The following is a 20,131-nucleotide window of genomic DNA, read 5'->3' as shown; positions in this document are numbered from 1 at the left end:
GGTCGGCGGTGCTCACCCGTCCGCCTTTGCCGGTGCCGCGAAGTCTGGTGCAAGTCCAACGGAACGGGTAGAGACTCACAAGTAGCACTGACCGGTAGCCGGACGGCCGCGGGACACCGTACGCCTGCCCGCTCGGCGCGGCACCGCACGGAACGCCGGATTCCGTGCCTGCCGACCGCACGGTCCCCGGTGGACCGCCGACCCACTCCGAGACCCGACTCCGCGGCGAGGTGAGCCCCTCATGACCGCTCCATCCACCCGCAATGTGTCCGAGCGCGAGGCCCGGCAGGTCGCCGAGGCCGCCCGGGAGCAGGACTGGCGCAAGCCCAGCTTCGCCAAGGAACTGTTCCTGGGCCGCTTCCGGCTCGACCTCATCCATCCGCACCCCACCCCCGCCGACGAGGACGCCCAGCGCGGTGAGGAGTTCCTCGCCAAGCTCCGCGACTTCTGCGAGACGAAGATCGACGGCGCCCGGATCGAACGCGAGGCGCAGATCCCGGACGAGACCATCGACGGTCTCAAGGAGATCGGCGCCCTCGGCATGAAGATCGACACGAAGTACGGGGGTCTGGGCCTCACCCAGGTCTACTACAACAAGGCGCTCGCCCTCGTCGGCTCCGCCAGCCCGGCCATCGGCGCGCTGCTCTCCGCGCATCAGTCGATCGGCGTACCGCAGCCGCTGAAACAATTCGGCACCCAGGAGCAGAAGGACGTCTTCCTGCCGCGCTGCGCCCGTACGGACATCACCGCCTTCCTGCTCACCGAGCCCGACGTCGGCTCCGACCCGGCCCGGCTGGCGACCACGGCCGTCCCCGAGGGCGACGACTACGTACTCGACGGCGTGAAGCTGTGGACCACCAACGGCGTCGTCGCCGACCTCCTGGTCGTCATGGCGCGCGTCCCGAAGAGCGAGGGCCACAAGGGCGGCATCACCGCCTTCGTCGTGGAGGCCGCCGCCGAGGGCGTCACCGTCGAGAACCGCAACGCCTTCATGGGCCTGCGCGGCATCGAGAACGGCGTCACCCGCTTCCACCGCGTACGGGTGCCGGCCGCCAACCGCATCGGGCCCGAGGGCGCCGGCCTGAAGATCGCGCTGACCACGCTCAACACCGGCCGCCTCTCGCTGCCCGCCATGTGCGTCGGCGCCGGCAAGTGGTGTCTGAAGATCGCCCGCGAGTGGTCGGCCGCCCGCGAGCAGTGGGGCAAGCCGATCGCGAAGCACGAGGCGGTCGGCGCCAAGATCTCCTTCATCGCGGCCACCACCTTCGCCCTGGAGGCCGTCGTCGACCTCGCCTCCCAGATGGCCGACGAGGACCGCAACGACATCCGCATCGAGGCCGCGCTGGCCAAGCTGTACGGCTCCGAGATGGGCTGTCTGATGGCCGACGAACTCGTCCAGATCCGCGGCGGCCGCGGCTTCGAGACGGCCGCCTCGCTCGCCGCCCGCGGGGAGCGCGCCGTGCCCGCCGAGCAGATCCTGCGCGACCTGCGCATCAACCGGATCTTCGAGGGCTCCACCGAGATCATGCACCTGCTCATCGCCCGCGAGGCGGTGGACGCCCACCTGTCGGTGGCCGGTGACCTGATCGACCCCGAGAAGTCCCTGTCCGACAAGGGCAAGGCCGCCGCCAAGGCCGGCACGTTCTACGCCCGGTGGCTGCCCAAGCTGGTCGCGGGCCCGGGCCAGTTGCCGCGCACGTACGCGGAGTTCGGCGACCTCGCCGGGCATCTGCGGTACGTGGAACGCGCCGCCCGCAAGCTCGCCAGGTCCACGTTCTACGCCATGTCCCGCTGGCAGGGCCGGATGGAGACCAAGCAGGGCTTCCTCGGCCGGATCGTGGACATCGGCGCCGAACTCTTCGCCATGAGCGCGGCCGTCGTACGCGCCGAGCACCTGCGCGCCACCGACGACCACGGCCGCGAGGCGCACCAGCTCGCCGACGTGTTCTGCCGACAGGCCCGCATCCGCGTGGACGAACTCTTCGGCCGGCTGTGGACCAACACCGACGACCTGGACCGCAAGGTCGTCTCCGGCGTGCTGACCGGCACCTACACCTGGCTGGAGGAAGGCGTCGTGGACCCGAGCGGCGACGGCCCCTGGATCGCCGACGCGACCCCCGGGCCGACGGCGAAGGAGAACGTCCACCGGCCGATCCGCTGACCCGGGCGGGGCGCGCTTCACCCGGGCTCTAGAGGAACTGCCAGGTGAAGCGCGCCGCCGCGAAGTTGCGCGCGGCCAGGTCCGCCCGGGATATCAGCCAGTACAGGGTGCCCTGGTGGACCCACTCCATCCGGGCCCGGTCGTCGCTGTCGATCTGGGCGAGCAGCACCCAGTCGTCCGGGTCCTCGTCCTCGCCCAGATCGGGGCCCACCCCGCCCTGTATGGGGATGGGGTAGCCGCCCACGCGGTGCCACATCGTGGGTGAGAGGTCGGTCAAGGCGTCGTCGAAGGCGTCCACCCACTCCGGGAGCTCGTCGCCGGGTGAGGCACCTACCAGATCCCCCAGCCAGAAATCCTCGCGATGGGGCCATGTCATCTCCGGCTCGGCCGACAGCGGGACACGGCGGTACGGCTCTTCGAGGCCCCCGGGAACCCGACGCTCGGCGACGGGGGTGCCCTCGGGCACGTACACGACACGGGCGCCCCGCTGCCCCTCCGGGCCGAGGCCGGGCACGCCCTCGCCCTGCCCGGGGCCGTAGGACACGAAGAAGAGCAGCGTGCCGTCCCCGGGCAGGGGTATGTCCAGGTCCGCGCCGGCCAGTGCGGACAGCGACAGCGAAGCGACGAACGTGAGCGGTCCGTTCCCCTCCCACACCGGCCACGGCACGTCGTCCGGCAGCTCGGGACGGCCGCCCAGATACCCCACGGGCGGCCCGGCGAGCGGTGCGCGGCGGTCGTCCGGCCGCGTCAGGCGCACCGCCGGACGCAGCAGCGCCGTCCAGCGCTCCGCCGCGCCGGCGGGCATCAGCTCGGCGGCCAGCCGCTCCGGAGGGGACATCGTTCGTTCCATACCCGTACGGTCCCACGACCCACTGACAATCCCCTGCGGCTCACGGCCACGCCCGGACCGGCAACAATGGTCCCCATGACGGACACCCTCGCTGACCCGCATCTGCGCTTCACCCCCGCCCCGCTCACCGGCGGCGGCGACGGGCCGCGCGACATCGTGATCCTCGGCTCGACCGGGTCGATCGGCACCCAGGCCGTCGACCTGGTGCTGCGCAACCCCGACCGGTTCCGGGTCACCGCGCTGTCCGCGGCCGGCGGCCGGGTGGCGCTGCTGGCCGAGCAGGCGCACGTGCTGCGGGTCCGTACGGTGGCGGTGTCCCGCGAGGACGTGGTGCCGGCGCTGCGCGAGGCGCTGTCCGCCCGGTACGGCGCGGGGGAGCCGCTGCCGGAGATCGTCGCCGGGCCCGGCGCGGCCACCGAGCTGGCCGCGTCCCCCTGCCACACCGTGCTCAACGGCATCACCGGCTCCATCGGCCTCGCGCCCACCCTCGCCGCCCTGGAGGCGGGCCGCGCGCTGGCGCTCGCCAACAAGGAGTCGCTGATCGTCGGCGGCCCGCTGGTGAAGGCCGCGGCCCGCCCCGGCCAGATCGTGCCCGTCGACTCCGAGCACTCCGCCCTCTTCCAGGGCCTGCTGGGCGGCCCCCGCAAGGAGGTGCGCAAGCTGGTCGTCACCGCCTCCGGCGGGCCGTTCCGGGGCCGTACGAAGGAGGAGCTGGCGTCCGTCACGCCGGAGCAGGCGCTCGCCCACCCCACCTGGGCGATGGGCCCGGTCATCACGGTCAACTCCGCGACCCTGGTCAACAAGGGGCTGGAGGTCATCGAGGCGCATCTGCTGTACGACGTGCCGTTCGACCGGATCGAGGTCGTCGTCCATCCGCAGTCCTACATCCACTCGATGGTGGAGTTCACCGACGGCTCCACCCTGGCCCAGGCCGGCCCGCCCGACATGCGGATGCCGATCGCGCTGGGCATCGGCTGGCCGGACCGGGTGCCGGACGCCGCCCCCGGCATCGACTGGACCAGGGCCCACCAGTGGGACTTCCTGCCGCTGGACACCGAGGCGTTCCCGTCCGTGCCGCTGGCCTGCCACGTCGGTGAACTGGGCGGCACCGCGCCGGCCGTCTTCAACGCCGCCAACGAGGAATGCGTCGACGCGTTCTTGCAGGGCGGGCTGCCGTTCACAGGAATTGTCGATACGGTCGCCGAGGCGGTCGCGGAGCACGGTACGCCGGCCAGGGGAACCTCCCTCACGGTCGCGGACGTCTTGCAGGCGGAAACCTGGGCGCGCGCCCGCGCCCGTGAGCTGGCCGCCCGAGCGGCCCGTACGACATCGGAGGCTCGCGCATGACGACATGGATGACCGTTCTGGGCATAGTCGTCTTCGTCGTCGGCCTGCTCTTCTCGATCGCCTGGCACGAGCTCGGGCACCTGTCCACGGCCAAGATGTTCGGCATCCGGGTGCCGCAGTACATGGTGGGCTTCGGGCCGACGCTCTTCTCGCGCCGCAAGGGCGACACCGAGTACGGGATCAAGGCCATACCGCTCGGCGGCTACATCCGCATGATCGGGATGTTCCCGCCGGGGGAGGACGGCGCCATAACGGCCCGGTCCACGTCCCCCTGGCGCGGCATGATCGAGGACGCCCGTTCGGCCGCCTTCGAAGAGCTGCAGCCCGGTGACGAGAAGCGCCTGTTCTACACGCGCAAGCCCTGGAAGCGCGTCATCGTGATGTTCGCCGGGCCGTTCATGAACCTGATCCTCGCGGTCGTGATCTTCATGAGCGTGCTGATGGGCTTCGGCATCAACACCCAGACCACCCAGGTCGGCTCGGTCTCGGACTGCGTGATAGCGGCCTCCGCCAAGACCGACAAGTGCACGGCCGGCGCCAAGGACTCCCCGGCCAAGGCCGCGGGCCTGCGGGCCGGCGACAAGATCGTGGACTTCGACGGAAAGCCCGTACCGGACTGGGCCACCCTCCAGCAGCGCATCCGGGACACCACCGGCCCGGCGACGATCACCGTCGAGCGGGACGGCAAGCGGCAGCAACTGCACGCGGACCTGATCGAGAACAAGGTCGCCAAGACCGACGGCAACGGCTCGTACGTGCCGGGCGAGTACGTCACCGCGGGCTTCCTCGGCTTCACCCCGGCCACCGGCATCGTCCCGCAGACCTTCGGCCAGTCCGTGGACCGCATGGGCAGCATGGTCGAACAGGGCGTCCAGTCGCTGGTCCACCTGCCCGCCAAGGTCCCCGACCTGTGGGACGCCGCCTTCAACGGCGGCGAGCGCAAGCAGGACTCCCCGATGGGCGTGGTCGGCGCGGCCCGGGTCGGCGGCGAGGTCTTCTCGCTGGACATCCCGCCGGAGCAGCGGGTGGCGACCATGCTCTTCCTGGTCGCCGGGTTCAACCTGTCGCTGTTCCTGTTCAACATGCTGCCGCTGCTGCCGCTGGACGGCGGGCACATCGCGGGCGCGCTGTGGGAGTCGGTCCGCCGGGCCTTCGCCCGCGTCTTCCGCCGCCCCGACCCCGGCCCCTTCGACGTGGCCAAGCTCATGCCGGTCGCCTATGTGGTCGCCGGGATCTTCATCTGCTTCACGCTGCTGGTGCTGGTGGCGGACGTGGTGAATCCGGTGAAGCTGACCTAGGTACCGGGGCGCTGCCCGGTGCGGTAGCCGCCCAAACCGCGCACATGGGTGCTCCTCCGCCCCCCAACGGGGGGCAGGAGGGGATCGATGTGCCCACCGCAACCCTCGTGCCGTAATCTCGAAGGCCGGAGCCCGCCGATCTCGGGATCCGATCTCGGGACCTAGATCCACACCTTGGGGTTGCTCGCCAGATGACTGCCATTTCACTGGGAATGCCGGACGTACCGACCAAGCTGGCCGACCGCCGGGTCAGCCGCCAGATCCAGGTCGGACCGGTCGCCGTGGGCGGGGACGCACCGGTCTCGGTGCAGTCGATGACGACCACGCGGACGTCCGACATCGGCGCCACGCTCCAGCAGATCGCCGAGCTGACCGCGTCCGGCTGCCAGATCGTCCGGGTCGCCTGCCCGACCCAGGACGACGCCGACGCGCTGCCGGTCATCGCCCGCAAGTCGCAGATCCCGGTCATCGCGGACATCCACTTCCAGCCGAAGTACGTGTTCGCCGCGATCGACGCGGGCTGCGCCGCGGTCCGGGTGAACCCGGGCAACATCAAGCAGTTCGACGACAAGGTCAAGGAGATCGCCAAGGCGGCCTCCGACGCGGGCACCCCGATCCGGATCGGCGTGAACGCGGGCTCCCTCGACCGCCGCCTGCTCCAGAAGTACGGCAAGGCGACGCCCGAGGCCCTGGTGGAGTCGGCGCTGTGGGAGTGCTCGCTGTTCGAGGAGCACGGTTTCCGGGACATCAAGATCTCGGTGAAGCACAACGACCCGGTCGTGATGGTCAACGCGTACCGCCAGCTCGCCGCGCAGTGCGACTACCCGCTGCACCTCGGCGTGACCGAGGCCGGCCCGGCGTTCCAGGGCACGATCAAGTCGGCGGTGGCCTTCGGCGCGCTGCTGAGCGAGGGCATCGGCGACACGATCCGCGTCTCCCTGTCGGCCCCGCCGGCCGAGGAGGTCAAGGTCGGCCTGCAGATCCTGGAGTCGCTGAACCTGCGCCCGCGCCGCCTGGAGATCGTCTCCTGCCCGTCCTGCGGCCGCGCCCAGGTGGACGTGTACAAGCTGGCCGACGAGGTGACGGCGGGCCTGGAGGGCATGGAGGTGCCGCTGCGCGTCGCGGTCATGGGCTGCGTCGTCAACGGCCCCGGCGAGGCCCGTGAGGCCGACCTGGGCGTGGCCTCCGGCAACGGCAAGGGCCAGATCTTCGTGAAGGGCGAGGTCATCAAGACGGTGCCCGAGTCGAAGATCGTCGAGACCCTCATCGAAGAGGCCATGAAGATCGCCGAGCAGATGGAGAAGGACGGCGTGGCCTCCGGCGAGCCCACCATCGCCGTCGCCGGCTGATCCCCGGCCCTCCCGTACAGCCCCCGGCGCCTGGCGCGCCCCACGAGCCCCGCCACCGGACCACACCGGTGGCGGGGCTCGTGCGTGAACCGCGCCAGGTGCGGTACCCGCAGCGGATCCGCTGCCCGGCCGCCGGGGAGGTAAAGTGCCAGGACCTGCAGTTGCCTGGCCTCCCAGGCCCGTAAAGGTGAGGCTTTCCGACACGTGCTGACGACCACGACCACCAAGGTTCTGGAGCCCGGGGAGCTCGACGCCGCACTGGCGGTACTGGACCGCGACCCCGTCGCCAACGCCTTCGTCGCCGCCCGCGTCCAGGTCGCCGGGCTGGACCCCTGGCGGCTCGGCGGCGAGATGTGGGGCTGGTACACGGACGGCCGCCTGGAGTCGCTGTGCTACGCGGGCGCCAACCTCGTCCCCGTCTGCGCCACCCCCGAAGCGGTACGCGGCTTCGCCGAGCGGGCCCGCCGCCAGGGCCGGCGCTGCTCCTCGATCGTCGGCCCGGCCGGGCCCACCGCCGAGCTGTGGTCCCTGCTGGAGCCCGCCTGGGGCCCGGCCCGAGAGATCCGCGCGAACCAGCCGCTGATGGTCACGTCCGCCTTCGCCACCGAGGTCGAGCCCGACCCGTACGTCCGGCGCATCGGCAAGCACGAGATGGACGTGATCATGCCCGCGTGCGTGGCGATGTTCACCGAGGAGGTCGGCATCTCGCCGCTGGCCGGCGACGGCGGGCTGCTCTACCAGGCGCGCGTCGCCGAGCTGGTCGGCGCCGGGCGGTCCTTCGCCCGCGTCGACGACGGCAAGGTGGTCTTCAAGGCCGAGATCGGCGCCGCGACCCAGCGGGCCTGCCAGATCCAGGGCGTCTGGGTCGCCCCCGAGTTCCGCGGCAAGGGCCTCTCGGAGACCGGCATGGCGGCCGTGCTGCGCTACGCGCTCACCGAGGTCGCGCCCGTCGCCTCGCTGTACGTGAACGACTTCAACACGGCGGCGCGGGCCGCGTACCGGCGGGTGGGCTTCGAGGAGACCGGGGCCTTCATGAGCGTGCTGTTCTAGCCACCGGCGCCCCGCCGCCCGCTCCGGGCCCGTCGGCCGATCGTCTTACGGCCCGGTGCCTTGTACGCTCCCGACCATGGATGACGTCGCGGTCGGCCCCCTGGATCTCGCCGTCCGTGTGGACGACGCGCTCGCCGTGCAGGCACTGGCGTTCGGACTGACGGACGACGAGATCGGCGTCCGCCGCCACATCGTCCTGCGGCATCTGACCAGCCCCGGGGCCCGCGCCCTCGGCGCCACCACGCCCGGCGGGCGGCTGGTCGGCTTCGTCTACGGGATGCCCAACAGCCGTACGCACTGGTGGTCCACGGTCGTCGAGCCGTACCTGCGCCACCAGGACCGGGACCACTGGCTCGACGACTCCTTCGTGATCACCGAGCTGCATGTGCTGCCCGCCTTCCAGAACCGGCGGATCGGCCGCGAACTGATCACCCGCATCACCGACGAGGCGGCCGAACCCCGGAGCATCCTGTCCGCCATCGACACCGACAGCCCCGCCCGCGGCCTGTACCGCTCCCTGGGTTACCAGGACCTGGCCCGCCGGGTGCTGTTCCCGAGCGCCCCGCTGCCGTACGCGGTGATGGGCGCGCCCCTGCCGCTCAAACGCTGACCGGGCGGGACCGGGCACGGGGCGTATACGGGGCGGCCGCGGCGCGGATCCCATTTCCGTGGGGCGTGTCCCTCCGGATAACCTCGCGGAAGTCACCTTTCTTACGCAGGAGAATCACCATGGCCCAGGTCCAGCGCATGTCCCGGTTGATGATCAAGACGCTGCGCGACGACCCGGCCGACGCCGAGACCGCCAGCCACAAGCTGCTCGTGCGCGCCGGCTACGTCCGCCGCACCGCCGCCGGCATCTGGACCTGGCTGCCGCTGGGCAAGAAGGTGCTGGAGAACGTCTCGCGCGTCATCCGCGAGGAGATGGACGCGATCGGCGCGCAGGAGGTGCTGCTGCCGGCCCTGCTGCCCAAGGAGCCGTACGAGGCCACCGGCCGCTGGGAGGAGTACGGCGACCAGTTGTTCCGGCTCAAGGACCGCAAGGGCGCGGACTACCTGCTCGGGCCGACCCATGAGGAGATCTTCACCCTCATGGTCAAGGACCAGTGCACGTCCTACAAGGACCTGCCGGTGATGCTGTACCAGATCCAGACCAAGTACCGCGACGAGGCCCGCCCGCGCTCCGGCGTGCTGCGCGGCCGCGAGTTCCAGATGAAGGACTCGTACAGCTTCGACACCACCGACGAGGGCCTGGAGGAGTCGTACCGCCTGCACCGCGAGGCGTACCAGAAGATCTTCCAGCGGCTGGGCCTGGACTACCGCATCGTCTCCGCCGTCTCCGGCGCCATGGGCGGCTCCGCCTCCGAGGAGTTCCTGGCCCCCGCCGCGGCCGGCGAGGACACCTTCGTGGACTGCCCGGCCTGCGACTACGCGGCCAACACCGAGGCCGTCACGGTCACCGTCCCGGCGGTGGACGGCAGCGGGCACGGCCCCGTCGAGGAGCTGGACACCCCCGACACCCCGACCATCGAGACGCTGGCCGAGCACCTGGGCGTCCCGGCCTCCGCCACGCTGAAGAACCTGCTGGTCAAGGTCGACGGCGAGATCGTCGCGGTGGGCGTGCCCGGCGACCGCGAGGTGGACCTCGGCAAGCTCGGCGAGCACCTGGCCCCGGCCACGGTCGAGCTGGTCACCGCCGAGGACTTCACCGGCCGCGACGACCTGGTCCGCGGCTACGTCGGCCCGCAGGGCCTGGCCGGCAAGTCCTTCAAGTACCTCGCCGACCCGCGGGTCGCCCCCGGCACCGCCTGGATCACCGGCGCCAACAAGGACGGCAAGCACGCGCGCAACGTCGTCGCGGGCCGTGACTTCGAGGTCGACGAGTACCTGGACGTCGTCGTGGTCGAGCCGGGCGACCCCTGCCCGAGCTGCGGCGCGGGCCTGCGCATCGACCGCGCGATCGAGATCGGCCACATCTTCCAGCTCGGCCGCAAGTACGCGGACGCCTTCCAGCTCGACGTGCTCGGCCAGAACGGCAAGCCCGCGCGCGTCACGATGGGCTCGTACGGCATCGGCGTCTCGCGCGCCGTCGCGGCCCTCGCCGAGCAGACCTTCGACGAGTCGGGCCTGTGCTGGCCGCGCGAGATCGCCCCGGCCGACGTGCACGTGGTCGCCGCGGGCAAGGCCAAGCAGACCGAGCTGGCCCTGGAGGTCGGCGACAAGCTGGGCGCCGCGGGCCTGCGCGTCCTGGTGGACGACCGGGCGGGCGTCTCGCCGGGCGTGAAGTTCACCGACGCCGAGCTGCTGGGCATCCCGAAGATCCTGGTCGCGGGCCGCCGCGCCGCCGAGGGCGTGGTCGAGCTGAAGGACCGCCGTACGGGCGAGCGCGAGGAGCTGACGGTCGAGGAGGCCGTCGCCCGGCTGAGCGCCTGACGGACAGCGGCCCAGGGGCCGGGCGGGACCGGCCTCCCGGTCCCGCCCGGCCCCTGGGCCGTCTCTACGGCCGGGCCGCCCCTACAGCCAGGTGGCGAACTCCAGCAGCAGCTCACCGCGCTGCACGTCGCCGCCCGTCGTCGTCATCTCGCGCACGCCCGAGTCCACCGCCCGGTACAGCGTCCAACTGCGCAGCCGGTCCCGGTCCACGTCCAGGGAGTCCGCCAGCTTGGCCACCCGGCGCCGGGCCGCAGAGGCCGCCCCGGAGCCGGCCGCCAGGTCCTCGAAGCGGTCCAGCACCAGCCAGGCCAGGTCGTACGCCCGCTCGCCGACCACCGGCGACGGGCCGACCGCCAGCCACGGCGCCCGTTCCCCGGCCAGCACCTTGCCCTGCCGGAACGCGCCGTGCAACAGGACGTCCTCGGGGCGTCGGCCGGCAGCGCGCGGCGCAGCTCCAGCGTCTCGTCCAGCAGCGGCCCCGCGGCCGGGGTCGCCGCCCCGAGGGCGCGCAGCTCGTCGACGGCCTCCTCCGTACGGCCCGCCAGGGACGCGAAGGGGTGCCCGTCGGCCGGGGACACCCACAGCCGCCGTACCGTGCCGGCCGCCTCCAGCAGCGCCTTGGCCTCCGGCAGTGAGCGCAGGGACACCGCGCCCTGCAAACGCTCCAGGAGCAGCGCACCGCTGTCCGCGTCGGCGCGCAGCAGCCGTGCCGCGCCCCAGCCGTCCCACTGCGCCAGCGCCACGCCCTCGTGCGCCGGCGCACGGCCGGGAGCCGGGAACTTCAGCGCGGCCGGTGTGCCGTCGGCCTGCCGCACGTACACGAGCAGGCTGCTGCGGCCACCCGGCTCGTGCACCCGCTCCGGCGTCAACTCCCAGGCGTCGAGGCGCTGTCGCACCAGGTCGGGCAGCGCTTCCAGCCAGGCACCGGCCGGGCCGTCCGGATCGCCGCCGAGCGCGCTCACCAGCCGTCGCGGCGGTTCGATGGGTGCCGTAGCCATGCCTGTGCTGTCCCTTTCGGTGGACGTTCGGTGACCTCCCGGTGCGGGCGGCCGTCAGTGCCGGTCCGCGGCGGCGCCGGGCGCCGGGCCGGACGGGGTGCCGGTCGGGCTGCCGCCGCCGGCCCGTTCCGCGAGCCCAGGGAAGGCTACGCCGCTGCCGCGCCAGCGCACCGCACGCACCGCGGCCTCCCGCAGCGCCCCGGCCGCGTCCCGGCGCCGCGCCCCGGCACCGTCCCGTACGAGATCCGCGTACACGGCCGCCACCCGGTCCTCCAGCTCCGCGGCCAGCCGGACGGCGGCCGCCGCGTCCGGCACCGGGAACGGCAGCGCGTAGGCGGCCGCGGCGGCCCGCGGGGTACCGCCCAGGTCCCGTACGCCGCGCCGCAGCTCGTCCCGGCGCGCGCGGTGCGCGTCGTAGCCCTCGCGCGCCTCCTTGCGCCGGTCGTCGCCGATCCGGCCGCCGACCACGCCGTAGCCGTAGACGGCCGCGTGCTCGGCCGCCAGCGCGGCCTGGAGCGCCCGCAGCTCGGCGCCGCGCGCGTCGCCCTCCGCCGCGTCCGTACGCGCCGCCGTGGATGTCAGCATCGTGCCCCTTCCGTGACCGGGCTCCGGCCCGGCCGCTGTCCCGTCGTGCGTGCGGCCGCCGCTGCGGCGTTCCTCACGTGCCGTCCTCCGTGAGCGTGAGCAGATACGCGTGCGCCGCGCCCGCCGCCGCGACCGACGCCAGCAGCCTGGCCAGCTCCGGCGCCGCGCTCACCAGGGCCGTGGCGCGGGCGTCCGCGGTACGGCGTTCCGCCGCCGCCAGGTCCGTACGCGCCTGCTTCTCGTCGGGCGGGACGGCGGGGGCGGACGGGGCGGCCGAGGAGGCGGACGGAGCCGCGGCGGCCGAGGCGCCCGTACGCGGCCGGGCGGACGGGACGCCGGACGCGGCGGGCGCGGGGGAGGCCCCGAACGCCGCCGCGTGCCGCGCCACTTCGGCGCGCAGCGGCCGCAGCCGCTCGCCGAGCCCGGGGTGGGCGGCGAGCGTCGCGTCGTACCGGGCGAGCAGCGCGGAGCTGTCCCGCGCGGCCTGCGCGCGCAGCCGCGTGTCCGCCGCCGCGTCCGCGTCCTTCCGGCCGTCACGCGGACCGGAACCGTCCGAGCAGCCGGTGAGCAGCAGGGCCGTCCCGCCGAGCACGGAACCGGCCAGCAAGGTCCTCCTGCGCGTGAGCGCGACGTTGTGCACGTGTGACTTCCCGGGGTCTTCAGAGGGGGCGGCCGTAGTGATCACCGCAGGCGAGCGTATCCGTGACCGGCCACCGAATCGTCAGTACCCCGCCGGAACAGCTAGGCTTTGACCCGACACGCGACCTTCCCACAACAGCACACGCGGCCGAGGAGTCACCCGGATGAGCACCACCCAGAGCGAGAGGCTGCGCGGACTGCTTGAACCGCTCGTCGCCGCGCGAGACCTGGATCTGGAAGAGATCGAGGTGACACCGGCCGGAAAGCGGCGTGTGCTGAGGATCGTGGTCGACTCCGACGACGGCGTACAGCTCGACGAGTGTGCCGAGCTGAGCCGCGAGGCGTCGCAGGCACTCGACGACTCCGACGTGATGGGCGGCGCCCCGTACACGCTGGAGGTCACCTCCCCCGGAGCCGACCGCCCGCTGACCGAGCCGCGGCACTACCGCCGCGCCGTCGGCCGCCTCGTCAAGGCCCAACTCCACGAGGGCGGCGAACTGGTGGCGCGCATCACCGCCATGGACGACGAGGGTCTGGACCTCGAGGTACCGGGTGTGAAGGGGCGCAAGCCCACCGCCCGCCGGGTCGCCTTCGCCGAGATCGCCAAGGCGCGCGTGGAGATCGAGTTCAACCGCAAGCAGGACCAGGGGCGCGACGACCGCGCCGAGCAGAACGACGAGAGCCAGGAGGAGGCGTAGCCGTGGACATCGACATGAGTGCCCTGCGGGGTTTGGTACGGGAGAAGGAGATCTCGTTCGACCTGCTGGTCGCGGCCATCGAGTCGGCCCTCCTCATCGCGTACCACCGCACCGAGGGAAGCCGCCGCCACGCGCGGGTGGAGCTGGACCGCAACACCGGACATGTGACGGTGTGGGCCAAGGAGGACCCGGCCGACCTCGAAGAGGGCGCCGAGCCGCGTGAGTTCGACGACACCCCGTCCGGCTTCGGCCGGATCGCGGCGACCACCGCCAAGCAGGTCATCCTCCAGCGGCTGCGGGACGCCGAGGAGGAGATCACCTTCGGCGAGTACGCCGGACGGGAGGGCGACGTCGTGATGGGCGTCGTCCAGCAGGGCCGGGACCCGAAGAACGTCCTGGTCGACATCGGCAAGCTGGAGGCCATCCTGCCGGCGCAGGAGCAGGTCCCCGGCGAGGAGTACGCGCACGGCACCCGGCTGCGCTCGTACGTCGTCCGGGTGGTCAAGGGTGTGCGCGGCCCGTCCGTGACGCTCTCCCGCACCCACCCCAACCTGGTGAAGAAGCTCTTCGCCATGGAGGTGCCGGAGATCGCCGACGGTTCGGTGGAGATCTCCGCCATCGCGCGTGAGGCGGGTCACCGCACCAAGATCGCCGTACGGTCCACCCGCTCCGGGCTGAACGCCAAGGGCGCCTGCATCGGCCCGATGGGCGGCCGGGTGCGCGCGGTCATGGCCGAGCTGCACGGCGAGAAGATCGACATCGTCGACTGGTCGGACGACCCGGCCGAGCTGGTGGCGCACGCGCTGTCGCCCGCGCGGGTCAGCAAGGTCGAGGTGGTCGACCTCGCGGCCCGGTCCGCCCGGGTGACCGTGCCCGACTACCAGTTGTCGCTGGCCATCGGCAAGGAAGGGCAGAACGCCCGGCTCGCCGCCCGCCTCACCGGCTGGCGCATCGACATCCGCCCGGACACCGACCAGGGCGCGGGCCAGGAGTGATCCCGGACCGCCGCCGGGCGCGGGTGGTCCCCGCGCCCGGCGGCGGTCCGGGACGGACCGGGGTGCGGCCGCAGCCGGAAAATCGGTGGCGGCCCACCGGAATTTTGAGCGACCGTTCGGGCATTACCCCGTAGGGGTGAGGTCGGCGCGGGGAGGTAGACTTAAGCAGTGTCTGGCCGGACGCATGCCCGCGTATGCCCTGAGCGCACCTGTGTGGGGTGCCGGGAGCGAGCGGCCAAGGACGATCTGTTGCGGATCGTGGCGATCGAGGGCGAGTGTGTCCCCGATCCTCGCGGTACGCTGCCCGGCCGGGGTGCTTACCTGCACCGGACCCGGGTCTGTCTCGATCTGGCGGTCCGCCGCCGGGTCTTCCCCCGGGCCTTCCGGGGCCGGGGACCGTTCGACGTGACGGCCTTGCGCCGGTTCGTGGAACGGACGCATGTTGATCAAGCTGCACCGGTTGATCAGGCAACACCGTAAGAAAGCACAGCGCACGGAAAACCGTGCGGTCAGGTACCTCGCGAGTCGGAAGTAGGTCGAGATTGCGATGAGCACTCGATGAGTACGCGATGAGTACGCCCATGAAGTAGCGACGGTCCGGTGGACACCCGGACCTAGAAGGAGCGAAGTGGCTAAGGTCCGGGTATACGAACTCGCCAAGGAGTTCGGCGTTGAGAGCAAGGTCGTCATGGCCAAGCTCCAAGAACTTGGTGAATTCGTCCGTTCGGCGTCCTCGACGATCGAGGCGCCGGTTGTTCGCAAGCTGACCGACGCTTTCCAGGCGGGCAACGGCAACGGCCGTGCCGCCGGCAAGCCCGCGGCGCCGCGCAAGAGCGCGCCCGCGAAGCCCGCGCCGTCCCCGGCGCAGGCACGTCCCGCCGCCCCGAAGCCGGGCGCCCCCAAGCCGGGCCCCGCGGCTCCGGCGCCGGCCGCCCCCGAGGCACCCCAGTCCCAGGCCCCGGCGGCTCCCGCCGAGGCCCCGAAGTCGGCCCCGGCCCCGGGTCCGCGTCCCACGCCGGGCCCCAAGGCCCCGGCGCCCAAGCCCGCTCCGGCCGCCCCCGCGCAGCCCGAGTTCCAGGCCCCGCCGTCGGCCCCGGCTCCCAAGCCGGGCGCCACCCCCGGTCCGCGTCCGGCCCGCCCGCAGCAGGGTGGCCAGGGCGGCGGCCAGGGTGGTCAGGGCCGCGGCAACGCCCCCCGTCCCGGCGGCGACCGCCAGGGCGGCGCCCCGCGTCCCGGCGGCAACCGTCCGTCCGGTCCGCGTCCGGGCAACAACCCCTTCACGTCCGGTGGCTCCACCGGCATGGCCCGTCCGCAGGCCCCCCGTCCCGGTGGCGCGCCGCGTCCCGGCGGCCAGGGTGCCCCCGGCGGCCCGCGTCCGCAGGGCGGCGGCCAGGGTGGCCAGGGCGGTCCCCGTCCGCAGGCTCCCGGCGGCAACCGTCCGACCCCGGGCGGCATGCCCCGTCCGCAGGGTGCGGGCCAGGGCGGTCCCCGTCCCGGCGGCGGTAACCGTCCCAACCCCGGCATGATGCCGAAGAGCCCGGCCGCCGGCCCGCGTCCGGGTCCCGGTGGCGGCGGTCGCGGTCCCGGTGGCGCCGGTCGTCCCGGTGGCGGCGGTCGTCCGGGCGGCGGCGGCTTCGCCGGCCGTCCCGGTGGCGGCGGTGGCGGTCGTCCGGGTGGCGGCGGCGGTTTCGCCGGTCGTCCCGGTGGCGGCGGTCCCGGTGGTGGCGGCGGCTTCGGCGGCCGTCCCGGCTTCGGCGGACGTCCGGGTGGTCCCGGTGGCCGTGGTGGCACGCAGGGCGCCTTCGGCCGTCCCGGCGGCCCCGCGCGCCGCGGTCGCAAGTCCAAGCGTCAGAGGCGCCAGGAGTACGAGGCCATGCAGGCCCCGTCGGTGGGCGGCGTCATGCTGCCCCGCGGCAACGGTGCGACGGTTCGCCTGTCGCGCGGTGCCTCGCTGACGGACTTCGCCGAGAAGATCAACGCCAACCCGGCGTCGCTCGTCCAGGTCATGCTGAACCTGGGTGAGATGGTCACCGCGACGCAGTCCGTCTCCGACGAGACGCTGCACCTCCTCGGCGAGGAGATGAACTACGTCGTAGAGATCGTCTCCCCGGAGGAGGAGGACCGCGAGCTCCTGGAGTCGTTCGACATCGACTTCGGCGAGAACGAGGGCGGCGAGGAGATGCTCGTCGCGCGTCCGCCGGTGGTGACCGTCATGGGTCACGTCGACCACGGTAAGACGCGCCTGCTGGACGCGATCCGCAAGACCAACGTCATCGCGGGCGAGGCCGGCGGCATCACCCAGCACATCGGTGCCTACCAGGTCGCGACCGAGGTCAACGACGAAGAGCGCCGCATCACCTTCATCGACACCCCGGGTCACGAGGCGTTCACCGCCATGCGTGCCCGTGGTGCCAAGTCGACCGACATCGCGATCCTCGTGGTGGCGGCCAACGACGGTGTGATGCCGCAGACGATCGAGGCGCTGAACCACGCCAAGGCGGCCGACGTGCCGATCGTGGTCGCGGTCAACAAGATCGACGTCGAGGGCGCGGACCCGACCAAGGTGCGCGGTCAGCTCACCGAGTACGGCCTGGTGGCCGAGGAGTACGGCGGCGACACGATGTTCGTCGACATCTCCGCCCGCCAGGGCCTGAACATCGAGGAGCTGCTGGAGGCCGTGGTCCTGACCGCGGACGCCTCGCTCGACCTGCGGGCCAACGCCGAGCAGGACGCGCAGGGCATCGCGATCGAGGCTCACCTCGACCGTGGCCGCGGCGCCGTGGCGACCGTCCTGGTCCAGCGCGGCACGCTGCGCGTCGGTGACACGATGGTGGCCGGCGACGCGTACGGCCGTGTCCGGGCGATGCTCGACGACAAGGGCCAGAACGTGCAGGAAGCGGGTCCCTCGACCCCCGTCCTGGTGCTGGGTCTGACCAACGTCCCGGGTGCCGGCGACAACTTCCTGGTCGTCGACGAGGACCGCACGGCCCGCCAGATCGCCGAGAAGCGCGCCGCCCGTGAGCGCAACGCCGCGTTCGCCAAGCGCACCCGCCGGGTGTCGCTGGAGGACCTGGACAAGGTGCTCAAGGCCGGCGAGGTCCAGCAGCTCAACCTCATCATCAAGGGCGACGCGTCCGGTTCGGTCGAGGCCCTGGAGTCCTCGCTGCTCCAGCTCGACGTCGGCGAAGAGGTCGACATCCGGGTCCTGCACCGCGGCGTCGGTGCGGTCACGGAGTCCGACATCAACCTGGCGTCCGGCTCCGACGCGATCGTGATCGGCTTCAACGTCCGCGCCGAAGGCCGCGCGACGCAGATGGCCGAGCGCGAGGGCGTCGACGTCCGCTACTACTCGGTCATCTACCAGGCGATCGAGGAGATCGAGGCGGCCCTCAAGGGCATGCTCAAGCCGGAGTACGAAGAGGTCGAGCTCGGTACGGCGGAGATCCGCGAGGTCTTCAAGTCGTCCAAGCTGGGCAACATCGCGGGTGTGCTCATCCGCTCCGGCGAGGTCAAGCGCAACACCAAGGCTCGCCTGGTGCGCGACGGCAAGGTCGTCGCGGAGAACCTCAACATCGAGGGTCTGCGCCGCTTCAAGGACGACGTCACCGAGATCCGCGAAGGCTTCGAGGGCGGTATCAACCTCGGCAACTTCAACGACATCAAGGTCGACGACGTCATCGCGACGTACGAGATGCGGGAGAAGCCGCGCGGCTGATCACGCAGTGACCGACTGGGGCCGGTCGGCGGGAGAAATTCCGTCGATCGGCCCCGGCCGTTGCCTGTACGGTTCAAACAGTTCGTACAGTCGGCATCTAGTGCCCCACGGGTGGCCTTACCCGCACCGCATGTACGTAGGGACGCTGTCCTTCGACCTCCTCCTCGGCGACGTACGGTCGCTGAAGGAGAAGCGCTCCGTCGTCCGCCCGATCGTCGCCGAACTGCACCGCAAGTACGCGGTCAGCGTGGCGGAGGTCGGCGAGCAGAATCTCCACCGCAGAGCCACCATCGGACTCGCGGTGGTGTCCGGGGACACGGGGCACCTCACAGACGTACTGGACCGCTGCGAGCGCCTGGTCGCCGCACGGCCCGAAGTGGAGCTGCTGTCGGTACGGCGGCGGGTCCACGGCGACCATGACGACTGAGCGGGTCGTCGGCGCCACACGCACCATGGTGAAAGACACAGAAGGAGACGGACCAGTGGCCGACAATGCGCGGGCGAAGAAGCTGGCGGACCTCATCCGGGAGGTGGTCGCCCAGAAGCTGCAGCGCGGCATCAAGGACCCGCGGCTCGGCAGCCACGTGACCATCACGGACACCCGGGTCACCGGTGACCTGCGGGAGGCGACGGTCTTCTACACGGTCTACGGCGACGACGAGGAGCGGGCCGGCGCGGCCGCCGGGCTGGAGAGCGCCAAGGGCATCCTGCGCTCCGAGGTCGGCAAGGCGGCGGGCGTGAAGTTCACGCCGACCCTGACCTTCGTCGCGGACGCCCTGCCGGAGAACGCCAAGACCATCGAGGACCTGCTCGACAAGGCACGGGCCTCGGACGCCAAGGTGCGCGAGGCGTCCTCGGGCGCCACGTACGCGGGCGAGGCCGACCCGTACCGCAAGCCGGGCGACGAGGACGAGGACACCCCGCAGTAATGAAGCGCGAGAACACCGGCGCGAAGCGTGTCGAGCGCACCCGCGCCAAGCAGGGGGCGCCGGACGGCCTGGTCATCGTCGACAAGCCGGCCGGCTTCACCTCGCACGACGTGGTGGCCAAGATGCGCGGCATGGCCCGCACCCGCCGCGTCGGGCACGCCGGCACGCTCGACCCGATGGCGACGGGCGTGCTCGTGCTGGGCATCGAGCGCGCCACGAAGCTGCTCGGTCACCTCGCGCTGACCGAGAAGGAGTACGTCGGCACGATCCGGCTGGGCCAGACGTCGGTCACCGACGACGCCGAGGGCGAGATCACCGCCTCCAAGGCCGCGCACGGCCTGGACCGGGCGGCGATCGACGCGGGCGTGGCGGAGCTGACCGGCGCGATCATGCAGGTGCCGTCCAAGGTCAGCGCCATCAAGATCGACGGCAAGCGGTCCTACGCACGGGTGCGCAAGGGCGAGGACGTGGAGATACCGGCCCGTCCGGTGACCGTCTCCTCCTTCGTCGTCTACTCCGTGGAGGAGGCCGAGGCGGCGGACGGCACGCCCGTCACCGACCTGCTGGTCTCGGTGGAGTGCTCCTCCGGTACGTACATCCGGGCGCTCGCCCGCGACCTCGGGGAGGCCCTCGGCGTCGGCGGCCACCTGACCGCGCTGCGGCGTACCCGGGTGGGCCCGTACAAGCTCGACCGGGCCCGCACGCTGGAGCAGCTCCAGACGGCCGTGGACGACGAGGCGGGCGGCGGCCTGCCGGTCATGCCGATCGGCGAGGCGGCGGCCGCGGCCTTCCCGCGCTGGGACGTCACCCTCGACCAGGCGCGGCTGCTCACCAACGGGGTGCGCATCCCGATGCCGCGCTTCGACGAGGACGGCGACGGCCCGGCCCGGCCCGCGGCGGCGTTCGCGCCGGACGGGACGTTCCTGGCGCTGCTGGAGAACCAGGGCGGACGGGCGAAGAGCCTGGCGGTCTTCGCGGAGTGACCGGGTGCCCTCTCCCGGGCAGGCCGGAGCAGTACGACGGGCGGTGCCGTACCCACGGCGCCGCCCGTCGCCATACCCGCCGCGCCGGGTGGCCCGGTGGCTCC

17 protein-coding genes and 1 pseudogene are annotated in these 20,131 nt (G+C 72.5%); 14 read left to right on the top strand and 4 right to left on the bottom strand.

All coding sequences use genetic code 11. From position 1 onward, the window contains the following. The first annotated feature begins 241 nt into the window (after positions 1-241). Entirely contained in the window at positions 242-2,161 is a 1,920-nt protein-coding gene (locus EJG53_RS10990; RefSeq protein WP_125044700.1) for an acyl-CoA dehydrogenase family protein, read from the top strand. Positions 2,162-2,189: 28 nt separating this feature from the next. On the opposite strand, the gene EJG53_RS10985 is transcribed toward EJG53_RS10990, so the two are convergent. Further along, positions 2,190-3,011: a YwqG family protein gene (locus tag EJG53_RS10985; RefSeq protein WP_218041911.1), complete on the bottom strand. Its 822-nt coding sequence runs from the start codon at positions 3,009-3,011 to the stop codon at positions 2,190-2,192. Between the two features lie 75 nt (positions 3,012-3,086). Here EJG53_RS10985 and dxr point away from each other — a divergent pair, with 75 nt between their 5' ends. From dxr to EJG53_RS10955, 6 genes are all read left to right on the top strand, one after another. After that, positions 3,087-4,358, top strand: coding sequence for a 1-deoxy-D-xylulose-5-phosphate reductoisomerase (dxr, locus tag EJG53_RS10980; RefSeq protein ID WP_125044699.1), 1,272 nt, complete (start codon positions 3,087-3,089; stop codon positions 4,356-4,358). After that, on the top strand, positions 4,355-5,656 hold the full coding sequence (locus EJG53_RS10975) for a M50 family metallopeptidase (protein WP_125044698.1): 1,302 nt from the start codon (positions 4,355-4,357) through the stop codon (positions 5,654-5,656). Before dxr ends, EJG53_RS10975 begins: the two co-directional genes overlap by 4 nt. Before the next feature lie 191 nt (positions 5,657-5,847). Beyond that, on the top strand, positions 5,848-7,005 hold the full coding sequence (ispG, locus tag EJG53_RS10970; RefSeq protein ID WP_125044697.1) for a flavodoxin-dependent (E)-4-hydroxy-3-methylbut-2-enyl-diphosphate synthase: 1,158 nt from the start codon (positions 5,848-5,850) through the stop codon (positions 7,003-7,005). A gap of 204 nt (positions 7,006-7,209) precedes the next feature. Next, a complete protein-coding gene (locus EJG53_RS10965; RefSeq protein WP_125044696.1) occupies positions 7,210-8,055 on the top strand; it encodes a GNAT family N-acetyltransferase in 846 nt (281 codons plus the stop codon). 76 nt (positions 8,056-8,131) lie between these two features. Next, complete coding sequence (locus EJG53_RS10960) at positions 8,132-8,665, top strand: GNAT family N-acetyltransferase (protein WP_125044695.1); 534 nt, start codon at positions 8,132-8,134, stop codon at positions 8,663-8,665. A gap of 119 nt (positions 8,666-8,784) precedes the next feature. After that, positions 8,785-10,485 (top strand): proline--tRNA ligase, encoded by a 1,701-nt coding sequence (locus EJG53_RS10955; RefSeq protein WP_125044694.1) that lies wholly within the window; start codon positions 8,785-8,787, stop codon positions 10,483-10,485. A gap of 81 nt (positions 10,486-10,566) precedes the next feature. On the opposite strand, the pseudogene EJG53_RS10950 reads toward EJG53_RS10955, so the two are convergent. From EJG53_RS10950 to EJG53_RS40610, 3 genes and pseudogenes are all read right to left on the bottom strand, one after another. Beyond that, positions 10,567-11,483: pseudogene (locus EJG53_RS10950) on the bottom strand (aminoglycoside phosphotransferase family protein). A 54-nt stretch (positions 11,484-11,537) separates the two neighbouring features. Further along, complete coding sequence (locus tag EJG53_RS10945; protein ID WP_125044693.1) at positions 11,538-12,068, bottom strand: ferritin-like domain-containing protein; 531 nt, start codon at positions 12,066-12,068, stop codon at positions 11,538-11,540. 73 nt (positions 12,069-12,141) lie between these two features. Then, on the bottom strand, positions 12,142-12,672 hold the full coding sequence (locus EJG53_RS40610; protein ID WP_244955607.1) for a hypothetical protein: 531 nt from the start codon (positions 12,670-12,672) through the stop codon (positions 12,142-12,144). Between the two features lie 199 nt (positions 12,673-12,871). On the opposite strand from EJG53_RS40610, the gene rimP reads away from it, so the two are divergent. The 7 genes from rimP (at position 12,872) to truB (ending at position 20,027) form a co-directional block, all read left to right on the top strand. Further along, entirely contained in the window at positions 12,872-13,405 is a 534-nt protein-coding gene (gene rimP / locus EJG53_RS10935) for a ribosome maturation factor RimP (RefSeq protein WP_031009509.1), read from the top strand. Between the two features lie 2 nt (positions 13,406-13,407). Beyond that, the gene (gene nusA, locus EJG53_RS10930) at positions 13,408-14,400 is read left to right on the top strand and encodes a transcription termination factor NusA (protein WP_031009511.1); all 993 of its coding nucleotides are present in this window, start codon (positions 13,408-13,410) and stop codon (positions 14,398-14,400) included. 168 nt (positions 14,401-14,568) lie between these two features. Then, positions 14,569-14,880: a YlxR family protein gene (locus EJG53_RS10925; protein WP_125044691.1), complete on the top strand. Its 312-nt coding sequence runs from the start codon at positions 14,569-14,571 to the stop codon at positions 14,878-14,880. A gap of 148 nt (positions 14,881-15,028) precedes the next feature. Further along, positions 15,029-18,115 carry a translation initiation factor IF-2 gene (infB, locus tag EJG53_RS10920; RefSeq protein WP_125044690.1) on the top strand — a complete coding sequence of 1,029 codons (3,087 nt, stop codon included), beginning with the start codon at positions 15,029-15,031 and terminating at the stop codon, positions 18,113-18,115. Positions 18,116-18,245: 130 nt separating this feature from the next. Further along, the gene (locus EJG53_RS10915; protein ID WP_125044689.1) at positions 18,246-18,542 is read left to right on the top strand and encodes a DUF503 domain-containing protein; all 297 of its coding nucleotides are present in this window, start codon (positions 18,246-18,248) and stop codon (positions 18,540-18,542) included. Positions 18,543-18,597: 55 nt separating this feature from the next. After that, complete coding sequence (rbfA, locus tag EJG53_RS10910; RefSeq protein WP_031009518.1) at positions 18,598-19,044, top strand: 30S ribosome-binding factor RbfA; 447 nt, start codon at positions 18,598-18,600, stop codon at positions 19,042-19,044. Further along, the gene (gene truB, locus EJG53_RS10905; RefSeq protein WP_125044688.1) at positions 19,044-20,027 is read left to right on the top strand and encodes a tRNA pseudouridine(55) synthase TruB; all 984 of its coding nucleotides are present in this window, start codon (positions 19,044-19,046) and stop codon (positions 20,025-20,027) included. Before rbfA ends, truB begins: the two co-directional genes overlap by 1 nt. The last annotated feature ends 104 nt before the right edge of the window (positions 20,028-20,131 follow it).

Source organism: Streptomyces chrestomyceticus JCM 4735 (genome assembly GCF_003865135.1).
Taxonomy (GTDB): Bacteria; Actinomycetota; Actinomycetes; order Streptomycetales; family Streptomycetaceae; genus Streptomyces; species Streptomyces chrestomyceticus.
This window is presented reverse-complemented; position numbering and strand designations above follow the sequence as displayed.